This is a genomic window from Bacillus sp. LQ16, from assembly GCF_057784645.1.
The window spans coordinates 90,001-109,560 of the sequence record NZ_CM173491.1; the positions used below are offsets into that span (position 1 = coordinate 90,001).

General features: G+C 38.8%; 18 protein-coding genes, 2 rRNA genes and 1 other annotated feature (1 of these 21 only partly in view). All 20 genes read left to right on the top strand.

Annotated elements, in window-relative coordinates:
- A 23S ribosomal RNA gene (locus AC3EMB_RS00500) occupies positions 1 to 2,361 on the top strand; it begins 561 nt to the left of the window's first position.
- Positions 2,362 to 2,411: 50 nt separating this feature from the next.
- Positions 2,412 to 2,527: ribosomal RNA gene (gene rrf / locus AC3EMB_RS00505) — 5S ribosomal RNA — on the top strand.
- 207 nt (positions 2,528 to 2,734) lie between these two features.
- On the top strand, positions 2,735 to 3,196 hold the full coding sequence (gene ctsR / locus AC3EMB_RS00510; RefSeq protein ID WP_001244560.1) for a transcriptional regulator CtsR: 462 nt from the start codon (positions 2,735 to 2,737) through the stop codon (positions 3,194 to 3,196).
- Between the two features lie 170 nt (positions 3,197 to 3,366).
- Positions 3,367 to 3,915, top strand: coding sequence for a protein-arginine kinase activator protein McsA (mcsA, locus tag AC3EMB_RS00515; RefSeq protein WP_000128385.1), 549 nt, complete (start codon positions 3,367 to 3,369; stop codon positions 3,913 to 3,915).
- 4 nt (positions 3,916 to 3,919) lie between these two features.
- Positions 3,920 to 4,984: a protein-arginine kinase McsB gene (mcsB, locus tag AC3EMB_RS00520; RefSeq protein ID WP_000050836.1), complete on the top strand. Its 1,065-nt coding sequence runs from the start codon at positions 3,920 to 3,922 to the stop codon at positions 4,982 to 4,984.
- 22 nt (positions 4,985 to 5,006) lie between these two features.
- Complete coding sequence (gene clpC, locus AC3EMB_RS00525) at positions 5,007 to 7,442, top strand: ATP-dependent protease ATP-binding subunit ClpC (protein WP_000971170.1); 2,436 nt, start codon at positions 5,007 to 5,009, stop codon at positions 7,440 to 7,442.
- Positions 7,443 to 7,537: 95 nt separating this feature from the next.
- On the top strand, positions 7,538 to 8,914 hold the full coding sequence (gene radA / locus AC3EMB_RS00530) for a DNA repair protein RadA (RefSeq protein WP_001085199.1): 1,377 nt from the start codon (positions 7,538 to 7,540) through the stop codon (positions 8,912 to 8,914).
- A 3-nt stretch (positions 8,915 to 8,917) separates the two neighbouring features.
- The gene (disA, locus tag AC3EMB_RS00535) at positions 8,918 to 9,991 is read left to right on the top strand and encodes a DNA integrity scanning diadenylate cyclase DisA (RefSeq protein ID WP_000392164.1); all 1,074 of its coding nucleotides are present in this window, start codon (positions 8,918 to 8,920) and stop codon (positions 9,989 to 9,991) included.
- A gap of 160 nt (positions 9,992 to 10,151) precedes the next feature.
- The gene (locus AC3EMB_RS00540; protein WP_053565451.1) at positions 10,152 to 11,255 is read left to right on the top strand and encodes a PIN/TRAM domain-containing protein; all 1,104 of its coding nucleotides are present in this window, start codon (positions 10,152 to 10,154) and stop codon (positions 11,253 to 11,255) included.
- A 16-nt stretch (positions 11,256 to 11,271) separates the two neighbouring features.
- Complete coding sequence (ispD, locus tag AC3EMB_RS00545) at positions 11,272 to 11,952, top strand: 2-C-methyl-D-erythritol 4-phosphate cytidylyltransferase (protein ID WP_000288307.1); 681 nt, start codon at positions 11,272 to 11,274, stop codon at positions 11,950 to 11,952.
- 116 nt (positions 11,953 to 12,068) lie between these two features.
- Positions 12,069 to 12,545, top strand: coding sequence for a 2-C-methyl-D-erythritol 2,4-cyclodiphosphate synthase (gene ispF, locus AC3EMB_RS00550; protein WP_000488386.1), 477 nt, complete (start codon positions 12,069 to 12,071; stop codon positions 12,543 to 12,545).
- Positions 12,546 to 12,634: 89 nt separating this feature from the next.
- A complete protein-coding gene (gltX, locus tag AC3EMB_RS00555; protein WP_000415150.1) occupies positions 12,635 to 14,092 on the top strand; it encodes a glutamate--tRNA ligase in 1,458 nt (485 codons plus the stop codon).
- 47 nt (positions 14,093 to 14,139) lie between these two features.
- Positions 14,140 to 14,385 (top strand) — a binding site (T-box leader).
- 138 nt (positions 14,386 to 14,523) lie between these two features.
- On the top strand, positions 14,524 to 15,189 hold the full coding sequence (cysE, locus tag AC3EMB_RS00560; protein WP_087995015.1) for a serine O-acetyltransferase: 666 nt from the start codon (positions 14,524 to 14,526) through the stop codon (positions 15,187 to 15,189).
- Positions 15,170 to 16,567, top strand: coding sequence for a cysteine--tRNA ligase (gene cysS, locus AC3EMB_RS00565; RefSeq protein ID WP_000152273.1), 1,398 nt, complete (start codon positions 15,170 to 15,172; stop codon positions 16,565 to 16,567). Before cysE ends, cysS begins: the two co-directional genes overlap by 20 nt.
- Before the next feature lie 2 nt (positions 16,568 to 16,569).
- The gene (locus AC3EMB_RS00570) at positions 16,570 to 16,977 is read left to right on the top strand and encodes a Mini-ribonuclease 3 (RefSeq protein WP_000564261.1); all 408 of its coding nucleotides are present in this window, start codon (positions 16,570 to 16,572) and stop codon (positions 16,975 to 16,977) included.
- Positions 16,974 to 17,717: a 23S rRNA (guanosine(2251)-2'-O)-methyltransferase RlmB gene (gene rlmB, locus AC3EMB_RS00575; RefSeq protein ID WP_000093765.1), complete on the top strand. Its 744-nt coding sequence runs from the start codon at positions 16,974 to 16,976 to the stop codon at positions 17,715 to 17,717. Before AC3EMB_RS00570 ends, rlmB begins: the two co-directional genes overlap by 4 nt.
- A 3-nt stretch (positions 17,718 to 17,720) precedes the next feature.
- Positions 17,721 to 18,233 (top strand): NYN domain-containing protein, encoded by a 513-nt coding sequence (locus AC3EMB_RS00580; RefSeq protein WP_000997887.1) that lies wholly within the window; start codon positions 17,721 to 17,723, stop codon positions 18,231 to 18,233.
- A gap of 67 nt (positions 18,234 to 18,300) precedes the next feature.
- Positions 18,301 to 18,960, top strand: coding sequence for an RNA polymerase factor sigma-70 (locus AC3EMB_RS00585; protein WP_000387198.1), 660 nt, complete (start codon positions 18,301 to 18,303; stop codon positions 18,958 to 18,960).
- Positions 18,961 to 19,096: 136 nt separating this feature from the next.
- Positions 19,097 to 19,243, top strand: a complete 147-nt coding sequence (gene rpmG, locus AC3EMB_RS00590; protein ID WP_014481927.1) for a 50S ribosomal protein L33 — start codon at positions 19,097 to 19,099, stop codon at positions 19,241 to 19,243.
- Between the two features lie 32 nt (positions 19,244 to 19,275).
- Entirely contained in the window at positions 19,276 to 19,455 is a 180-nt protein-coding gene (gene secE, locus AC3EMB_RS00595) for a preprotein translocase subunit SecE (RefSeq protein ID WP_001241323.1), read from the top strand.
- Positions 19,456 to 19,560: the final 105 nt, after the last annotated feature.

The following is a 19,560-nucleotide window of genomic DNA, read 5'->3' on the forward strand; positions in this document are numbered from 1 at the left end:
CCGTGTGCCTACAAATAGTCAGAGCCCGTTAATGGGTGATGGCGTGCCTTTTGTAGAATGAACCGGCGAGTTACGATCCCGTGCAAGGTTAAGCTGAAGAGGCGGAGCCGCAGCGAAAGCGAGTCTGAATAGGGCGTTTAGTACGTGGTCGTAGACCCGAAACCAGGTGATCTACCCATGTCCAGGGTGAAGTTCAGGTAACACTGAATGGAGGCCCGAACCCACGCACGTTGAAAAGTGCGGGGATGAGGTGTGGGTAGCGGAGAAATTCCAATCGAACCTGGAGATAGCTGGTTCTCCCCGAAATAGCTTTAGGGCTAGCCTTAAGTGTAAGAGTCTTGGAGGTAGAGCACTGATTGAACTAGGGGTCCTCATCGGATTACCGAATTCAGTCAAACTCCGAATGCCAATGACTTATCCTTAGGAGTCAGACTGCGAGTGATAAGATCCGTAGTCAAGAGGGAAACAGCCCAGATCGCCAGCTAAGGTCCCAAAGTGTGTATTAAGTGGAAAAGGATGTGGAGTTGCTTAGACAACTAGGATGTTGGCTTAGAAGCAGCCACCATTTAAAGAGTGCGTAATAGCTCACTAGTCGAGTGACTCTGCGCCGAAAATGTACCGGGGCTAAATACACCACCGAAGCTGCGAATTGATACCAATGGTATCAGTGGTAGGGGAGCGTTCTAAGTGCAGTGAAGTCAGACCGGAAGGACTGGTGGAGCGCTTAGAAGTGAGAATGCCGGTATGAGTAGCGAAAGACGGGTGAGAATCCCGTCCACCGAATGCCTAAGGTTTCCTGAGGAAGGCTCGTCCGCTCAGGGTTAGTCAGGACCTAAGCCGAGGCCGACAGGCGTAGGCGATGGACAACAGGTTGATATTCCTGTACCACCTCTTTATCGTTTGAGCAATGGAGGGACGCAGAAGGATAGAAGAAGCGTGCGATTGGTTGTGCACGTCCAAGCAGTTAGGCTGATAAGTAGGCAAATCCGCTTATCGTGAAGGCTGAGCTGTGATGGGGAAGCTCCTTATGGAGCGAAGTCTTTGATTCCCCGCTGCCAAGAAAAGCTTCTAGCGAGATAAAAGGTGCCTGTACCGCAAACCGACACAGGTAGGCGAGGAGAGAATCCTAAGGTGTGCGAGAGAACTCTGGTTAAGGAACTCGGCAAAATGACCCCGTAACTTCGGGAGAAGGGGTGCTTTCTTAACGGAAAGCCGCAGTGAATAGGCCCAAGCGACTGTTTAGCAAAAACACAGCTCTCTGCGAAGCCGTAAGGCGAAGTATAGGGGGTGACACCTGCCCGGTGCTGGAAGGTTAAGGAGAGGGGTTAGCGTAAGCGAAGCTCTGAACTGAAGCCCCAGTAAACGGCGGCCGTAACTATAACGGTCCTAAGGTAGCGAAATTCCTTGTCGGGTAAGTTCCGACCCGCACGAAAGGTGTAACGATTTGGGCACTGTCTCAACCAGAGACTCGGTGAAATTATAGTACCTGTGAAGATGCAGGTTACCCGCGACAGGACGGAAAGACCCCGTGGAGCTTTACTGTAGCCTGATATTGAATTTTGGTACAGTTTGTACAGGATAGGCGGGAGCCATTGAAACCGGAGCGCTAGCTTCGGTGGAGGCGCTGGTGGGATACCGCCCTGACTGTATTGAAATTCTAACCTACGGGTCTTATCGACCCGGGAGACAGTGTCAGGTGGGCAGTTTGACTGGGGCGGTCGCCTCCTAAAGTGTAACGGAGGCGCCCAAAGGTTCCCTCAGAATGGTTGGAAATCATTCGTAGAGTGCAAAGGCATAAGGGAGCTTGACTGCGAGACCTACAAGTCGAGCAGGGACGAAAGTCGGGCTTAGTGATCCGGTGGTTCCGCATGGAAGGGCCATCGCTCAACGGATAAAAGCTACCCCGGGGATAACAGGCTTATCTCCCCCAAGAGTCCACATCGACGGGGAGGTTTGGCACCTCGATGTCGGCTCATCGCATCCTGGGGCTGTAGTCGGTCCCAAGGGTTGGGCTGTTCGCCCATTAAAGCGGTACGCGAGCTGGGTTCAGAACGTCGTGAGACAGTTCGGTCCCTATCCGTCGTGGGCGTAGGAAATTTGAGAGGAGCTGTCCTTAGTACGAGAGGACCGGGATGGACGCACCGCTGGTGTACCAGTTGTTCTGCCAAGGGCATAGCTGGGTAGCTATGTGCGGAAGGGATAAGTGCTGAAAGCATCTAAGCATGAAGCCCCCCTCAAGATGAGATTTCCCATAGCGTAAGCTAGTAAGATCCCTGAAAGATGATCAGGTTGATAGGTTCGAGGTGGAAGCATGGTGACATGTGGAGCTGACGAATACTAATAGATCGAGGACTTAACCATATAATATGTAGCAAATGTTATCTAGTTTTGAAGGAATATGCCTTCAATAGTTTGGTGATGATGGCAGAGAGGTCACACCCGTTCCCATACCGAACACGGAAGTTAAGCTCTCTAGCGCCGATGGTAGTTGGGACCTTGTCCCTGTGAGAGTAGGACGTCGCCAAGCAACTAAAACACGAGTCAAATGACTCGTGTTTTTTCGTGTTTTATTTTATAATCCATAGTAATAAAAAATGTGTTTAAAGTATTCATATTTTGTTTAAATACAGGGGAATGTGGCTAGGATAGTGAATAAGCAAAAGAGTTGCAAATTTTATTAATACGTATATAATTAAAGTCAAAGATAGTCAAAGTCAATAAAGGTGGCGGATAAATGAGAAATATATCTGATATCATTGAGCAATATCTAAAGCAAGTTATTGACTTAAGTAATAATAATGTGATTGAAATCAAGAGAAATGAGATTGCGGATCGATTCGAGTGCGTACCATCTCAAATCAATTATGTAATCAATACCCGTTTTACGTTAGAAAGAGGATTTGTAGTAGAAAGTAAACGTGGTGGAGGAGGTTACATTCGCATTATAAAAGTCAAACTGCATGATGATATAGACATTATTGATCAAATGCTTCATATGATTGATCATAGCGTTGCGCAAGGGAATGCAGAAAGTATGATTATACGTTTAATAGAAGAGGGAATCATAACAAATCGTGAAGCGAAACTGATGTTAAGTGTAATAGACCGTTCTGTATTATCAATGGATGTTCCTTCTCGAGATGAACTTAGGGCTCGAATATTATGCGCAATGTTAAGAACACTGAAATATAAATAAATATAACTTTTGTAAAAGATTGATAACTAAGATAAAGCAGTTAAATATTGTAGAAGTTTTGAAAAAGAACATGCACTTTTATTTAAATGGATTCAGGAAAGCGAACAATCTAGTAATGTATGAAAAGTACCATGAGATAGAGCGTTCCTGTTGTAAAGGTGGGGATAGTGATGACTTGTCAAAACTGTAACATAAGACCAGCAACTTTACATTATACAAAAGTAATTAACGAGAAGAAGGCGGAAGTTCATCTTTGTGAGCAATGTGCAGAGCAAAGTGGCTATACGTCTTTCTTTCAATCATCGCAGTCTAACTTTTCATTTCATGATTTATTTGCTGGTTTATTACACGGTGAATCAACAATGTTTGAAGAAGGAAAAAATGGATTTTCAAATGCAGATATAGTAAGGTGTCCAGATTGTAAGATGACATATGAACAATTTACAAAAGTCGGACGTTTTGGCTGTTCTTCTTGTTACGATACATTTAAGGAGCATTTAAAGCCATTATTAAAACGCCTTCACGGTGGGCATACAGAACATTGTGGAAAAATTCCGGAACGTATAGAAGGAAATATCCACTTAAAGAAAGAATTAGATGAACTAAAACTTATTCTGAAACAATACGTACAGAAAGAGGAATTTGAGAAAGCTGCAGAGGTAAGGGATAAAATCCGAGGTCTTGAAATACAGCTTAGTGAGCATAGGGAGGGGGAATAATTCTATGTCACTGGACAAAATTATGAACGAAGCAATTAGTCCATGGATGAAGGGGGATGGCCCTGATTCTGATATTGTTTTAAGTAGTCGAATTCGTTTGGCTCGTAATTTTAAACAATATCAATTTTCCACTATGCAAAACGAAGAAGAAGCTAAACAGATTCATGAATTATTCAAAAAGAAATTTATAAATAAAGCAGTAGGGTCCTTTGGGGAGTTTGGACTATTAAAGATGAATGAATTAACACCTCTTCAAAGGAGAGTTTTAGTCGAAAAACATTTAATTAGTCCAAATCTTGCAGGGACAGAATATGGAGCATGTCTACTATCAGAAAGTGAACATATTAGTGTTATGCTTAATGAAGAAGACCATATTCGGATTCAGTGCCTATTTTCAGGATTACAGTTATCAGAGGCGCTTCAAAGCGCCAATCAAATAGATAATTGGATTGAGAAAGAAGTTGAATACGCTTTTGATGAGTCACTTGGATATATTACAAGTTGTCCTACTAATGTTGGCACAGGGTTAAGAGCTTCTGTGATGATTCATTTACCGGGACTGGTTTTAACAAAAAGAATTAGCCGTATTATACAAGTAATTCAAAAATTAGGGTTAGTAGTAAGAGGAATATACGGTGAAGGTAGCGAAGCGTTAGGTAATATATTTCAAGTTTCAAATCAAATGACGCTAGGAAAGTCTGAAGAAGATATTATTGCAGATTTAAAGAGTGTCATTCAACAAATTATACAGCAAGAAAAAATAGCTAGAGAATTAATTGTACAAAATTCAAGTATTGAACTTGAAGATAAGGTTTATCGTTCTTACGGCATACTAGCAAACAGTCGTTTAATTCAATCTGCAGAAGCAGCCAATTGCTTATCGGATGTACGACTTGGTATTGATCTAGGATATATAAAAGGTATATCGAGAAATATTTTGACTGAGCTAATGGTTCTTACGCAACCAGGTATTTTACAACAATACGCAGGTGGACCTTTAGGGCCAGAAGAAAGAGATTATCGAAGAGCAACCTTAATCCGTGAGCGATTACGTATTGAAAAAAACTAAGCGCAAGTAGGAGGCGATTTCTATGATGTTTGGAAGATTTACAGAAAGAGCACAGAAAGTATTAGCTTTATCTCAAGAGGAAGCAATTCGTATTGGGCATAATAATATTGGAACAGAACATATTTTACTTGGGCTTGTACGCGAAGGTGAAGGAATTGCAGCAAAAGCATTAATTGCTCTTGGATTAAGTCCAGAGAAAGTTCAAAAAGAAGTAGAAGCGTTAATTGGGCGTGGAACAGAAGCTTCTCAAACTGTACATTATACACCTCGTGCTAAAAAGGTTATTGAATTATCTATGGATGAAGCGCGTAAGCTAGGCCATTCTTACGTTGGAACAGAACACATTTTACTCGGTTTAATCCGTGAAGGTGAAGGTGTAGCCGCACGTGTTTTAAATAATTTAGGTGTAAGTCTAAATAAAGCAAGACAACAAGTTTTACAACTTCTTGGAAGTAATGAAGCTAGTTCAGGTCATCAAGGTGGTTCAGCATCAAATGCAAATACACCGACACTTGACAGTTTAGCAAGGGACTTAACAGTTGTTGCGCGTGAAAATCGCTTAGACCCTGTTATTGGACGTGGTAAAGAAATTCAACGTGTAATTGAGGTATTAAGCCGTAGAACGAAAAACAACCCAGTATTAATTGGTGAGCCTGGTGTAGGTAAAACGGCAATTGCAGAAGGATTAGCACAGCAAATTGTAAATAATGAAGTTCCTGAAACTTTAAGAGATAAGCGTGTTATGACACTAGATATGGGTACAGTGGTAGCTGGAACGAAATATCGCGGTGAATTTGAAGATCGTTTAAAGAAAGTGATGGATGAAATTCGCCAAGCAGGCAATATTATTCTATTTATTGATGAGCTTCATACATTAATTGGTGCAGGTGGAGCAGAAGGTGCAATCGATGCATCGAATATTTTAAAACCATCGTTAGCACGAGGAGAGTTACAATGTATTGGGGCAACAACTTTAGATGAGTATCGTAAATATATTGAAAAAGACGCGGCTTTAGAAAGACGTTTTCAACCAATTCATGTTGATGAGCCAAGTTTAGAAGAATCGATTCAAATCTTGAAAGGTTTACGTGATCGTTATGAGGCGCATCACCGTGTATCTATTACAGATGACGCTATTGATGCAGCTGTAAAACTTTCAGATCGTTATATTACAGATCGCTTTTTACCAGATAAAGCAATTGATTTAATTGATGAAGCTGCTTCAAAAGTTCGCTTACGTTCTTATACAACACCACCAAACTTAAAAGAGCTTGAAGTGAAGCTTGAGGAGATTCGAAAAGAAAAAGATGCAGCTGTACAAAGTCAAGAATTTGAAAAGGCTGCATCCTTACGTGATATGGAGCAACGCTTACGTGAGAAGTTAGAAGATACAAAACGTCAATGGAAAGAGCAACAAGGAAAAGAAAATTCAGAGGTTACGGTAGAAGATATTGCAAATGTCGTTTCTACATGGACACGTATCCCAGTTTCTAAACTTGCACAAACAGAGACTGATAAATTATTAAATTTAGAATCCATTCTCCATGATCGTTTGATTGGTCAAGATGAAGCAGTAGTAGCTGTAGCAAAAGCTGTTCGTCGTGCAAGAGCAGGATTAAAAGATCCGAAGCGCCCAATTGGTTCATTTATTTTCTTAGGGCCAACAGGTGTAGGTAAAACAGAACTTGCAAGAGCACTAGCAGAATCTATGTTCGGTGATGAAGATGCAATGATTCGCATCGATATGTCAGAATACATGGAGAAGCATTCTACTTCCCGTTTAGTTGGTTCTCCTCCAGGATATGTTGGATATGAAGAAGGTGGACAATTAACAGAGAAAGTTCGTCGCAAGCCATATTCAGTTGTCTTATTAGATGAGGTAGAGAAAGCTCATCCGGATGTGTTTAATATTTTACTACAAGTATTAGAAGATGGTCGTTTAACAGATTCTAAAGGACGTACAGTTGATTTCCGTAATACGATTGTTATTATGACGTCTAACGTTGGTGCCGAGGCGTTAAAACGTAACAAACATCTTGGATTTAATGTACAAGATGAAAGCCGTGATTATTCGGATATGAAAGGTAAAGTAATGGATGAGCTGAAAAAGGCATTTCGTCCAGAATTCTTAAACCGTATTGATGAAATTATCGTATTCCATATGCTTGAGAAAAAACATATTCAAGAGATTGTAACTCTTATGGTAAATCAGTTAGTTAATCGCTTAAAAGAACAAGAAATCGAATTGCACTTAACGGAAGGGGCAATTTCAGCTATTGCAGATAAAGGATTTGATCGTGAGTATGGCGCTCGTCCACTTCGCAGAGCAATTCAGAAACATGTAGAAGATAGACTATCAGAAGAACTTTTAAAAGGTGCTATTGAGAAAGGACAAAAAGTTATCTTTGATGTAGAAGGAGAATCATTTGTCATTCATAGTGCGGAAAAGGTAAAATAAGTATAGACAAACAAAGAGGGCTACGCGATAGCCCTCTTTCTTGTACGAGAAGGATAAACGTTTATAGACGAAAGTGAAGTGAACTATAAAAAGGTATGGCTAAAAAGAAAACGAAATTTATATGTCAAGAATGTGGTTATCAGTCACCAAAATATATGGGTAAATGTCCTGGATGTGGTCAATGGAATACACTTGTTGAAGAAATGGAGCCAGTTGTATCATCTAGGCGCCTTAATTACGCGAATGCAATTCAAACGGAAGTAACAAAACCAAGACGTCTTACCGAAGTAGAAACAAAGTCTGAGGCACGTATTGAAACGGAATTTCAAGAGTTTAATCGTGTGCTTGGTGGTGGAATTGTAGATGGGTCCTTAGTGCTTATTGGTGGAGACCCTGGGATTGGAAAATCAACATTACTATTACAGATTTCATCACAATTAGCAGATTCTTCATATGATGTATTATACATATCGGGTGAGGAGTCGGCAAAGCAGATTAAACTTCGTGCAGATCGTTTGCATGTAAAGGGTAGCAATCTATTTGTTGTAGCAGAGACAGACCTGCAGCGTATTGCAGCACATATTGAAGAGATGAATCCAGCTTTTGTTGTTATTGATTCTATTCAAACGATACATTTACCTGAAGTGACGTCAGCACCAGGAAGTGTGGCACAAGTACGTGAATGTACAGCGGAATTAATGAAACTTGCAAAAACAAAAGGAATCCCTATTTTCATTGTCGGGCATGTGACAAAAGAAGGAGCAATTGCAGGACCTCGTATGTTAGAACATATGGTCGATGCAGTTCTTTACTTTGAAGGAGATCGACACCATACGTATCGTATTTTACGGGCTGTGAAGAACCGTTTTGGTTCCACGAATGAAATGGGTATCTTTGAAATGAAAGAGCTTGGTCTTGCGGAAGTTTTAAATCCTTCTGAAATCTTCCTTGAGGAAAGGCCGGTTGGTGTTGCAGGATCAACAGTAGTTGCTTCAATGGAAGGAACAAGACCGGTTTTAGTAGAAATACAAGCATTAATCTCCCCTACTAGTTTTGGAAATCCTCGAAGAATGGCGACGGGAATTGATCATAACCGTGTTTCGCTTATTATGGCAGTATTAGAAAAAAGAACAGGTTTACTATTGCAAAATCAAGATGCATATTTAAAAGTAGCTGGTGGTTTGAAATTAGACGAACCGGCAATTGATTTAGCAGTGGCTTTAAGTATAGCCTCAAGTTTTAGGGATAAATCTACGGCACCAACTGATGCAGTAATAGGAGAAGTAGGATTAACTGGAGAAATAAGAAGAGTATCAAGAATCGAACAACGTGTACAAGAAGCGGCTAAATTAGGATTTCAACGTGTTATTATTCCTAGAAAAAACTTAGGAGGATGGACAATTCCGGATGGGATTGAGGTTGTAGGTGTTTCTAATTTAGGAGAAGCGCTTCGTTTGACATTAGGAGGCTAGGCTATGGAAGAAAATAAGCAACGTGTCAAAAGTATGATTAATATTTTACAGCTCGTGGCCCCAGGAACACCACTGCGTGAAGGGATAGATAATGTACTTCGCGCACAAACAGGGGGGCTAATTGTTCTTGGATATAATGAGCAGATTAAAAGTATTGTGGATGGTGGTTTTCACATTAATTGTGCATTCTCTCCTGCTAGTTTATATGAATTAGCAAAAATGGACGGGGCACTTATTTTAAATGAAACGGGAAGTAAAATTTTAATAGCGAATGCACAGTTAGTTCCAGAGGCATCTATTGATTCTATTGAAACCGGTATGCGTCACCGAACAGCAGAACGTGTAGCGAAGCAGACGGGCAGCCTTGTTGTGGCCATTTCACAAAGACGTAACGTAATTACGCTATATCAAGGGAACTTACGTTATACACTAAAAGATATAGGGGTTATTTTAACAAAGGCAAACCAAGCTATTCAAACGTTAGAAAAATATAAGGCTGTATGGAATGATGGTATTACGAATTTGGGCATTCTAGAATTTGAAGAGGTCGTTACAATGTCTGAGGTAGTTCACGTTTTACATAGTGTTGAAATGGTACTGCGTATTAAAAATGAAATATTGAGCTATATTCATGAGCTAGGAACAGAAGGTAGGTTAATTCGTTTACAGCTTACAGAATTACTAGCTGATTTAGAAGCAGAGGCAGCATTGTTAATTAAAGATTACCATCAGGAGAAAACACAAGACCATCATCAAATTTTGAAAAAGTTACAGGACCTTGCAAATACACAACTTTTAGAGGATAGTGATTTAGTTAAATTACTTGGTTACCCAGGGCAAACCAGTTTAGAAGAAAGTGTGACGCCAAGGGGATATCGAATTACAAGCAAAATCTCTCGTGTTCCGCCACTTATCATTGAAAATTTAATTAATCGATTCAAAACGTTGCAAGGAGTTTGTCGCGCGACTATTCATGAATTGGATGATGTGGAAGGAATTGGGGAAGTAAGGGCGAAGAAAATACGAGAAGGCCTAAAAAGAATTCAAGAGCATCTATATATGAGTAGACACAATTAAGAATATTACATTGATTCCATAATATAACGACACTAGAACATTTTTGGTATATGATATGATATATTGGTAAATAAAACTATTTATAAAAAAACACGTCCGCTTTTGCATTCGGCGTTTTGATTAGCGAAACAATGGTTAATAATGAGTAGGAGGTGGTTGGATGTTAAAACGGATCGTACAGCTCTTCTTTCTAGTGATCGGGGGAGCGTTAGGGATTTACTTAATCCCAAAAGTTATTAATGTATTAGACATCGGTGCTGTTCCTTTATTGGAAGGATCGTATGTTCGTGCGATTATTGGTGCAATTATTTTATTTTTAACAACATTTTGGCTTGTAGATTATATTGTTCAACTTATTAAGCATATTGAAGAGGCTCTTGTAAAGGCGCCTGTAGCAGATGTTTTATTTGGTACATTAGGATTGATCTCTGGTCTTATTGTTGCATATTTAATTTTAATACCGATTCGTGAATTTACAATTCCGGTTATTAGTACGGTATTGCAAGTGTTCTTCACTCTTTTACTTGGATATTTAGGATTCCAAGTAGGATTTAAAAAGAGGAATGAATTGCTAGGATTATTTACATTACCCCAACGCGGAGGTAAGAAGAAAAATAATAGCGAGAACGAAGAGGCAGAAGCAGAAAAATCTACGACTCATTGGAAAATTCTCGATACGAGTGTAATTATCGATGGACGTATTGCTGACATTTGCCAAACGAAGTTTTTGGAAGGAACAATTGTGATTCCACAATTCGTATTAGAAGAGCTTCAGCATATTGCCGATTCTTCCGATGCTTTAAAGCGTAATCGTGGTCGCAGAGGACTAGACATTTTAAATCGTATTCAAAAAGAGATGCCGATTCCGGTAGAAATTTATGAAGGCGATTTCGAGGATATCCAAGAGGTGGATAGCAAACTTGTAAAGTTAGCAAAAATCACCGGTGGAACTGTAGTAACGAATGATTTTAACTTAAATAAAGTTTCTGAATTACAAGGAGTAACAGTGTTAAACATTAATGATTTAGCTAATGCAATTAAACCAGTTGTACTCCCTGGCGAAGAATTAAATGTTTATGTTGTGAAAGATGGTAAAGAGCAAAACCAAGGTGTTGCGTACTTAGATGATGGTACGATGATTGTAGTAGAAGATGGTAGAGAGTATGTAGGTTCGCAACTTAATGTACTGGTTACTAGCGTATTACAAACATCAGCTGGTCGTATGATTTTCGCAAAACGTAAATTATTAGAAAAAGCATTATAGGTAGAGGATTATTAATATGTATACATTAATTATTCCGGCAGCCGGCCAAGGAAAGCGGATGGGTGCTGGCAAAAATAAGTTGTTCTTACTTATAAATGAAGTACCGATTATCGTTCATACATTACGTGCTTTTGAAAGAGATAAAGCGTGCAAAAGTATTGTTATGGCAATTAACGAAGAGGAACGCCCGTATTTTGAAGAATTAATGCAGAAGTATCCGATTGAAAAACAGGTACAATTTATTCAGGGTGGGGCCGAAAGACAAGATAGTGTATATAACGCGATTCAGCATGCGAGTGATGTTGAATACGTTCTTGTACATGACGGAGCGCGCCCATTCGTAACGAATAAAGTGATTCAAGATGTATTAACAGCAGCAGAAAAATATGGAGCTTCCATTTGTGCAGTGCCAGTAAAGGATACAGTTAAGAAGGTAGAGCAAGGTGTTGTTGTCGAAACGGTAGAACGATCTCAGCTTAAGGCTGTACAAACACCGCAAGGGTTCTCTGTTTCTCTTTTGCTAGAAGCTCATAGAAGTGCAAAACAGAGCTGTTTTCTTGGTACAGATGATGCAAGTCTCGTGGAACGTATTGGAAAGCAAGTAGGTGTAGTAGAAGGGAGTTACTATAATATTAAAGTGACGACTCCAGAGGATTTACTAATTGCTGAAAGTTTCCTTCATGTTCTGAAAAAATAGCCGTGATGGTGTATAACAAAGGAAAGCTCGGCAATGGCCGGGCTTTTCTTTGTAAGGATATCGATATAATATAGAGTCATAAAGCTCAGTGGTTTAGCTCAAGGAGGATGTAAAGAATGTTTCGAATTGGACAAGGTTTTGACGTGCATGAATTTGCAGAAGGTAGACCGTTAATTATTGGCGGAATTACAATTCCACACGAGAAAGGATTAATCGGCCATTCAGATGCAGATGTATTGTTACATACGATTGCTGATGCATGTTTAGGTGCTATTGCAGCAGGAGATATCGGAAAGCATTTTCCTGATACAGACCCAGCTTTTAAAGATGCAGATTCAGCTGTATTGTTGCAAAAAGTTTGGGAATTTGTGCGTGAACAAGGTTACGAGTTAGGGAATTTAGATTGTACAATTATTGCTCAAAAGCCAAAAATGGCACCGCATATTGAAAGTATGCGTAAACGTATTAGTGAACTGTTAGAAACGTCTATAGACAACATTAATGTAAAGGCAACTACAACAGAAAAATTAGGATTTACAGGTAGGGAAGAAGGAATTGCTTCTCAAGCAGTGGTATTATTACAGAAAAAATAATGGTTTTTAATTCGTAAGATGGATAATCACATTTTTTTGTTGTACAATTATAGAATGTGTAGACATTAAGAATGGAAGGTGTACCAATTATGGAAAAGCAAGTGAGAGTGCGCTATGCGCCAAGTCCAACAGGACACTTACATATCGGAAATGCGCGTACGGCATTATTTAATTATTTATTTGCTCGTCATTTAGATGGCAAGTTTATTATTCGTATTGAAGATACTGATGTAAAACGTAACGTGGCTGGTGGAGAAGAAAGCCAATTAAAATACTTAAAATGGCTCGGTATGGACTGGGATGAAGGTGTTGATGTTGGCGGTGAATTTGGACCATATCGTCAAACAGAGCGTTTAGATATTTATAAAAAATTATATCTAGATTTATTAGAGCGTGGTTTAGCTTACAAATGTTATATGACAGAAGAAGAGCTAGAAGCAGAGCGTGAAGGACAAATTTCTCGTGGTGAAACACCTCGTTATGCAGGTAACCACCGTGATTTAACTGAAGAACAAATGAAAGAATTTGAAGCTGAGGGACGTATTCCGAGTATTCGTTTCCGTGTACCAGCTAATCGTGATTACACATTCAAAGACATCGTAAAAGACGAAGTTGCATTCCATTCAAATGATTTTGGTGATTTTGTTATCGTGAAAAAAGATGGAATCCCAACTTATAACTTTGCGGTAGCAGTAGATGATCACTTAATGGAGATTACACATGTACTTCGTGGTGATGATCATATTTCAAACACGCCAAAACAAATGATGATTTATGAAGCTTTCGGTTGGGATATCCCACAATTCGGTCATATGACTTTAATTGTAAATGAAAGTCGTAAAAAATTAAGCAAGCGTGATGAATCTATTATTCAATTTATTGAGCAATATAAAGAGCTTGGATATCTTCCAGAAGCAATCTTTAACTTTATTGCGCTATTAGGTTGGTCACCAGTAGGTGAAGAAGAAATCTTCTCTAAAGATGAGTTTATCAAAATGTTTGATGCAGCTCGTTTATCAAAATCACCTGCATTATTTGATTCTCAAAAACTAAAATGGATGAACAACCAGTATATGAAAAAGCAAGATTTAGATACGGTTGTAGAGTTAAGTTTACCGCATTTAGTGAAAGCTGGACGTGTGGGAGAAACTTTAAGTGAACAAGATCAAGATTGGATCCGTGGTGTAATTGCTTTATACCATGAACAAATGAGTTTTGGAGCTGAAATTGTAGAGCTTTCTGAAATGTTCTTCAAAGATCATGTTGATTATGAAGAAGAAGGACAAGAAGTATTAAAAGGTGAACAAGTACCAGAAGTACTTCGTGCATTTGCTGGTCAAGTAGAAGCACTAGAAGCGATGGAACCAGCAGCAATTAAGGCGGCTATTAAAGCAGTTCAAAAGGAAACAGGTCATAAAGGTAAAAACTTATTTATGCCAATCCGTGTTGCAACTACTGGTCAAACACATGGTCCAGAGCTTCCGAATGCTATTGCACTTCTTGGAAAAGAAAAAGTTTTAAATCGTCTTCAAAAAGTAATTGGTTAACATTTTCTAGGTTTAGAAATATAATAAGTATACTTAAAACCTAATAAGGAAAAGCGACGAGAAGGAGAAGTAGAAAATCAGGCTTTTTACAGAGAGAACCACCTTTAGGCTGGAAGTGGTTTATAAGCGGATTTTTGAAATGCCCCTTCGAGTCTTCTGCTGAACAGTAAATTGTTTTGCGAAACGTCTTAGGGCGTAAAGTAAGCAGAAGCGGTGTACACCGTTATCAGAGATGAGTTTGAGGCTTTTTTAGCCTAAACAGAGTGGAACCGCGCTTATAAGGCGTCTCTGTCAATATGACAGAGGCGTCTTTTTTTATACCGTAAAACTGGGTATGAGTATAAATTTTATCTACGTGTATAAAGATTTAGGGAGATAAGTAGGGAGTTAGTTCATTCGAAAAAGCAGCCCATAAAGGGGAGGGAACGTCGATGTTTAAGAGGCTTCGGGAAGATATTGAAGTCGTTTTTGAACAGGATCCAGCGGCAAGAAGTTATTTCGAAGTCATTTTGACTTACTCTGGATTACATGCAGTTTGGGCCCATCGAATTGCACATGCTTTTTATAAAAAAAATTTCTTCTTTATTGCACGTTGGATCTCACAAGTTAGTCGTTTCTTTACTGGCATTGAGATTCATCCAGGAGCAACAATTGGTCGTCGTTTTTTCATAGACCATGGAATGGGGGTTGTAATTGGAGAAACGTGCGAAATTGGTGATAATGTAACGATCTATCAAGGGGTTACATTAGGTGGTACGGGTAAAGAAAAGGGAAAGAGGCACCCTACAATTCAGGATAATGTATTAATTGCAACAGGTGCTAAAGTACTAGGTTCTATTACAGTTGGAGAGAATTCTAAAATTGGAGCAGGTTCTGTCGTATTAAAAGAAGTCCCTGCACATTCTACAGTTGTAGGTATACCTGGCCGAGTCGTTATTCAAAATGGAGTAAAAATCGGTCAAGAATTAAATCATTCTGACCTCCCAGACCCAATTTTTGATAAGTTAAAGGTCATGGAAGTAGAACTTGATAAATTGAAAAAACAACTTAAAGTAAAGGTAGAAAGGAAGGATAAAAATGACTATTCACATTTATAATACGTTAACACGTCAAAAGGAAGAGTTTACTCCATTAGAAGAAAATAAGGTAAAGATGTATGTGTGTGGACCTACAGTTTATAACTATATTCACATTGGGAATGCAAGACCACCTATGGTATTTGATACGGTACGCCGTTATTTAGAATATAAAGGGTATGATGTGCAGTATGTGTCCAACTTTACTGACGTAGATGATAAATTAATTAAAGCAGCAAATGAATTAGGTGAAGATGTGCCGACAATTGCTGACCGTTTCGTTGAAGCGTACTTTGAGGATGTAACGGCACTAGGTTGCAAACACGCAACAGTTCATCCGCGTGTAACGGAAAATATGGATATCATTATTGAATTTATTCAAGAACTTGTGAATAAAGGATATGCATATGAATCAGAAGGTGATGTGTACTTTAGAACGAAGGAATTCGAAGGATACGGTAAATTATCGCATCAACCAATCGCAGACTTACGTCACGGTGCGCGTATTGAAGTAGGAGAAAAGAAACAAGACCCTCTTGATTTTGCTTTATGGAAAGATGCTAAAGAAGGAGAAATCTTCTGGGAAAGCCCTTGGGGGAAAGGTCGTCCAGGCTGGCATATTGAATGCTCGGCAATGGCACGTAAATACTTAGGAGATACAATCGATATTCATGCTGGTGGTCAAGACTTAGCATTTCCTCATCATGAGAATGAAATTGCGCAGTCTGAGGCGTTAACTGGAAAAACATTTGCACGTTACTGGATGCACAATGGATATATTAATATTAATAATGAGAAGATGTCTAAGTCATTGGGGAACTTTATTTTAGTTCACGATATCATTAAGCAATATAATCCGCAGTTAATTAGATTCTTTATGCTATCGGTACATTACCGTCATCCAATTAATTTCAGTGAAGAGTTATTACAAAGCACAAATAACGGACTGGAAAGAATTAAGACGGCTTACGGTAACTTAAAACACCGTATGGAAAGTAGTACTGATTTAACAGACCATAATGAGAAATGGTTAGCGGAACTGGAAAAATTCCAGACTGCATTTGAAGAAGCGATGAATGATGACTTCAACACTGCTAATGCAATCACTGAGTTATATAATGTGGCAAATCATGCGAATCAATATTTACTGGAAGAACATACGTCTACAGTGGTAATTGAAGCATACGTAAAACAACTTGAAACATTATTTGATATTTTAGGGTTAGAATTAGCGCAAGAAGAGTTGCTTGATGAAGAAATTGAGGCACTTATTCAAAAACGCATTGAAGCTCGTAAAAATCGTGATTTTGCATTATCAGATCAAATTCGCGATGACTTAAAAGACCGTAATATTATTTTAGAAGATACCGCTCAAGGTACAAGATGGAAAAGAGGATAAGAATGATTGATGCAAAGCAATTAAACAGCTTAGCGTTAGCATACATGGGTGATGCGGTATATGAACAATATATCCGCTATCACCTACTTCAAAAAGGGAAAGTTCGCCCTAATCAATTACATCGATTAGGGACGAGCTTTGTTTCAGCAAAAGCACAGGCGAAAGTTGTTTATCATTTATTAGAGACGGCGTTTTTGACAGAGGAAGAAGAGGCGGTATTAAGAAGAGGACGTAATGCAAATTCAGGTACAGTTCCAAAAAATACGGATGTACAAACATATCGACATAGTACAGCCTTTGAAGCGCTAATTGGTTATCATCATTTATTAAATAACCGTGAAAGATTAGACGAAATTGTATATAAGGCAATTGCAGTTTTAGAAGAAAAGGAAGGGGGCACATCATCATGAGTAGTGAATATATTATCGGACGTAACCCTGTAATTGAGGCGTTACGATCAGGGAGAGATATAAATAAAATTTGGATCGCAGAAGGTGCTGCCAAAGGACAAGTACAGATTGTACTAGCGTTAGCGAAAGAAAATAAGGTTATTTTACAACATGCACCAAAGAAAAAGTTAGATCAATTAGTTGAGGGTAATCATCAAGGTGTAATTGCTCAAGTAGCTGCATATCAGTATGCGGAGTTAGAAGAGTTATTCAAAGTGGCAGAAAAACGTAATGAAGATCCATTCTTCTTAATTTTAGATGAGATTGAAGATCCGCATAACCTAGGTTCTATTATGCGTACTGCTGATGCGACAGGAGCTCATGGAATTATTATTCCAAAGAGAAGGGCTGTAGGGCTTACAGCGTCAGTTGCGAAAGCATCAACAGGAGCGATTGAATACATTCCTGTTGCGCGCGTAACGAACTTATCCCGTACAATTGATGAATTAAAAGAACGTGGACTTTGGATTGCTGGTACAGATGCCAAAGGGAAAACGGATTACCGTAATTTAGATGGTAAAATGCCAATTGGGTTAGTAATTGGTAGTGAAGGAAAAGGTATGAGTCGTATTATTGGTGAAAAGTGTGATTTCCTAATCACTCTACCGATGGTTGGTAAAGTTACATCCTTAAATGCTTCCGTAGCTGCAAGTTTGTTAATGTATGAGGTATATCGTAAACGTCACGAAATTGGTAAATAAAAGATGAACGATATTTTAATCGTTGACGGTTACAACATTATCGGAGCTTGGGGAGATTTGAAGAAACTGCGGGATGTAGATTTACAATCATCAAGAGATGCACTTATTGATAAGATGGCGGATTATCAAGGTTATACAGGTACAAAAGTGATGATAGTCTTTGATGCCTATACAGTACATGGTATTGAAAAAAAGATGAAACAATCTCGTGTGGAAGTAATATTCACACGAAAGAATCAAACTGCAGACGAAAAGATAGAGCAACTTGCGATAGAGCTTAGAAATATAAATACACGAATATATGTTGCGACTTCTGATTACACGGAACAATGGGTTATATTTGCGCAAGGTGCCCTTCGGAAATCTGCGCGTGAATTAGAGTTGGAAGTACAGGCAATGGAGCAACAAGTAAGAAGGCGTACAAAAGACACGAAAGAACAGCAACCCGCCATGCGAAAGATATTTAGTAAAGATATTACAGAAAAATTAGAAAAATTAAGAAGAGGAGAGCGTTGAAGCATTGACGCTCTTTGTCTTTTTACTGTATAATATTGCTAAATAAATAGCGGTCGGAGGGATCAAGGTGGAAGCAGGCTTCGTAAGTGTAGGCGACGTTACATTTCGTGATTTAGAGGATGAGGCAATCGTTGAGTTAGTTCGAAAAGGTAATACTGACGCTCTAGAATATTTAATTCACAAATATAAGAACTTTGTTCGCGCGAAATCAAGATCTTACTTTTTAGTGGGTGCCGATCGAGAAGATATTGTTCAAGAAGGTATGATAGGATTGTTTAAAGCAATTCGTGATTATAAAGAGGACAAGCTGTCTTCATTCAAAGCATTTGCTGAACTGTGTATCACTCGACAAATTATTACCGCTATTAAAACGGCAACAAGGCAAAAACATATTCCCTTAAATTCGTATGTGTCTTTAGATAAGCCGATTTACGATGAGGAATCTGATCGAACATTATTGGATGTTATTTCTGAAGCGAAGGTAACTGATCCTGAAGAGATGATTATTAGCCAAGAAGAATATACAGACATAGAATCAAAAATATCAGAATTATTAAGCGATTTAGAAAGAAAAGTACTTTCTTTATATCTAGATGGGCGTTCTTATCAAGAGATTTCAGAACAGTTAAACAGACATGTGAAATCTATTGATAACGCTTTACAGCGGGTGAAGAGGAAATTGGAACGATATATGGAAATGCGAGAAAGTACAACTTTAAATTCATAACAAATAACAAGTGCAACAGGTGTAAAATAAATCACCTGTTTTCTTTTGTAGACAGTACAAAATGCATGTCATTGACATTGTCTTTTATTGTATGATACATTTTTAGGGACATAATGTTACAAGGTTGGTGTAACTAATGAGGAAAAAAGTTGTACTCTCATGTGAAGAGTGTAAAAATCGAAACTACTCTACTATGAAAGATACGAGCTCAATAGAGCGACTTGAAATAAAAAAGTTTTGTAAAACATGCAATCAGCATACAGTTCACAAGGAAACAAAATAAATAATTGAAATAATACACTGGAGGTCCCGCAGATGCGTTTAACGAACTTTTTCGGCGATGTAGGTCGCGAAATGAAAAAAGTAAGTTGGCCTAAAAAAGATGAATTACTCCGCTCAACAGCGACTGTTGTTGCTACAGTTGTGTTCTTTGCGATTTTCTTCGCAGTAGTTGATATGGGCATTTCTTCTTTAATTCGGTTAATTCTTGGTTAATTCTTGAATAAGAAGCACTTATCCATGATATAATGTTATTTATAAGAACTGTGTAAAAGCCCGGTGAACGGGTTTTTTCATTTGCGCAAAAAAATGTACGTCAGG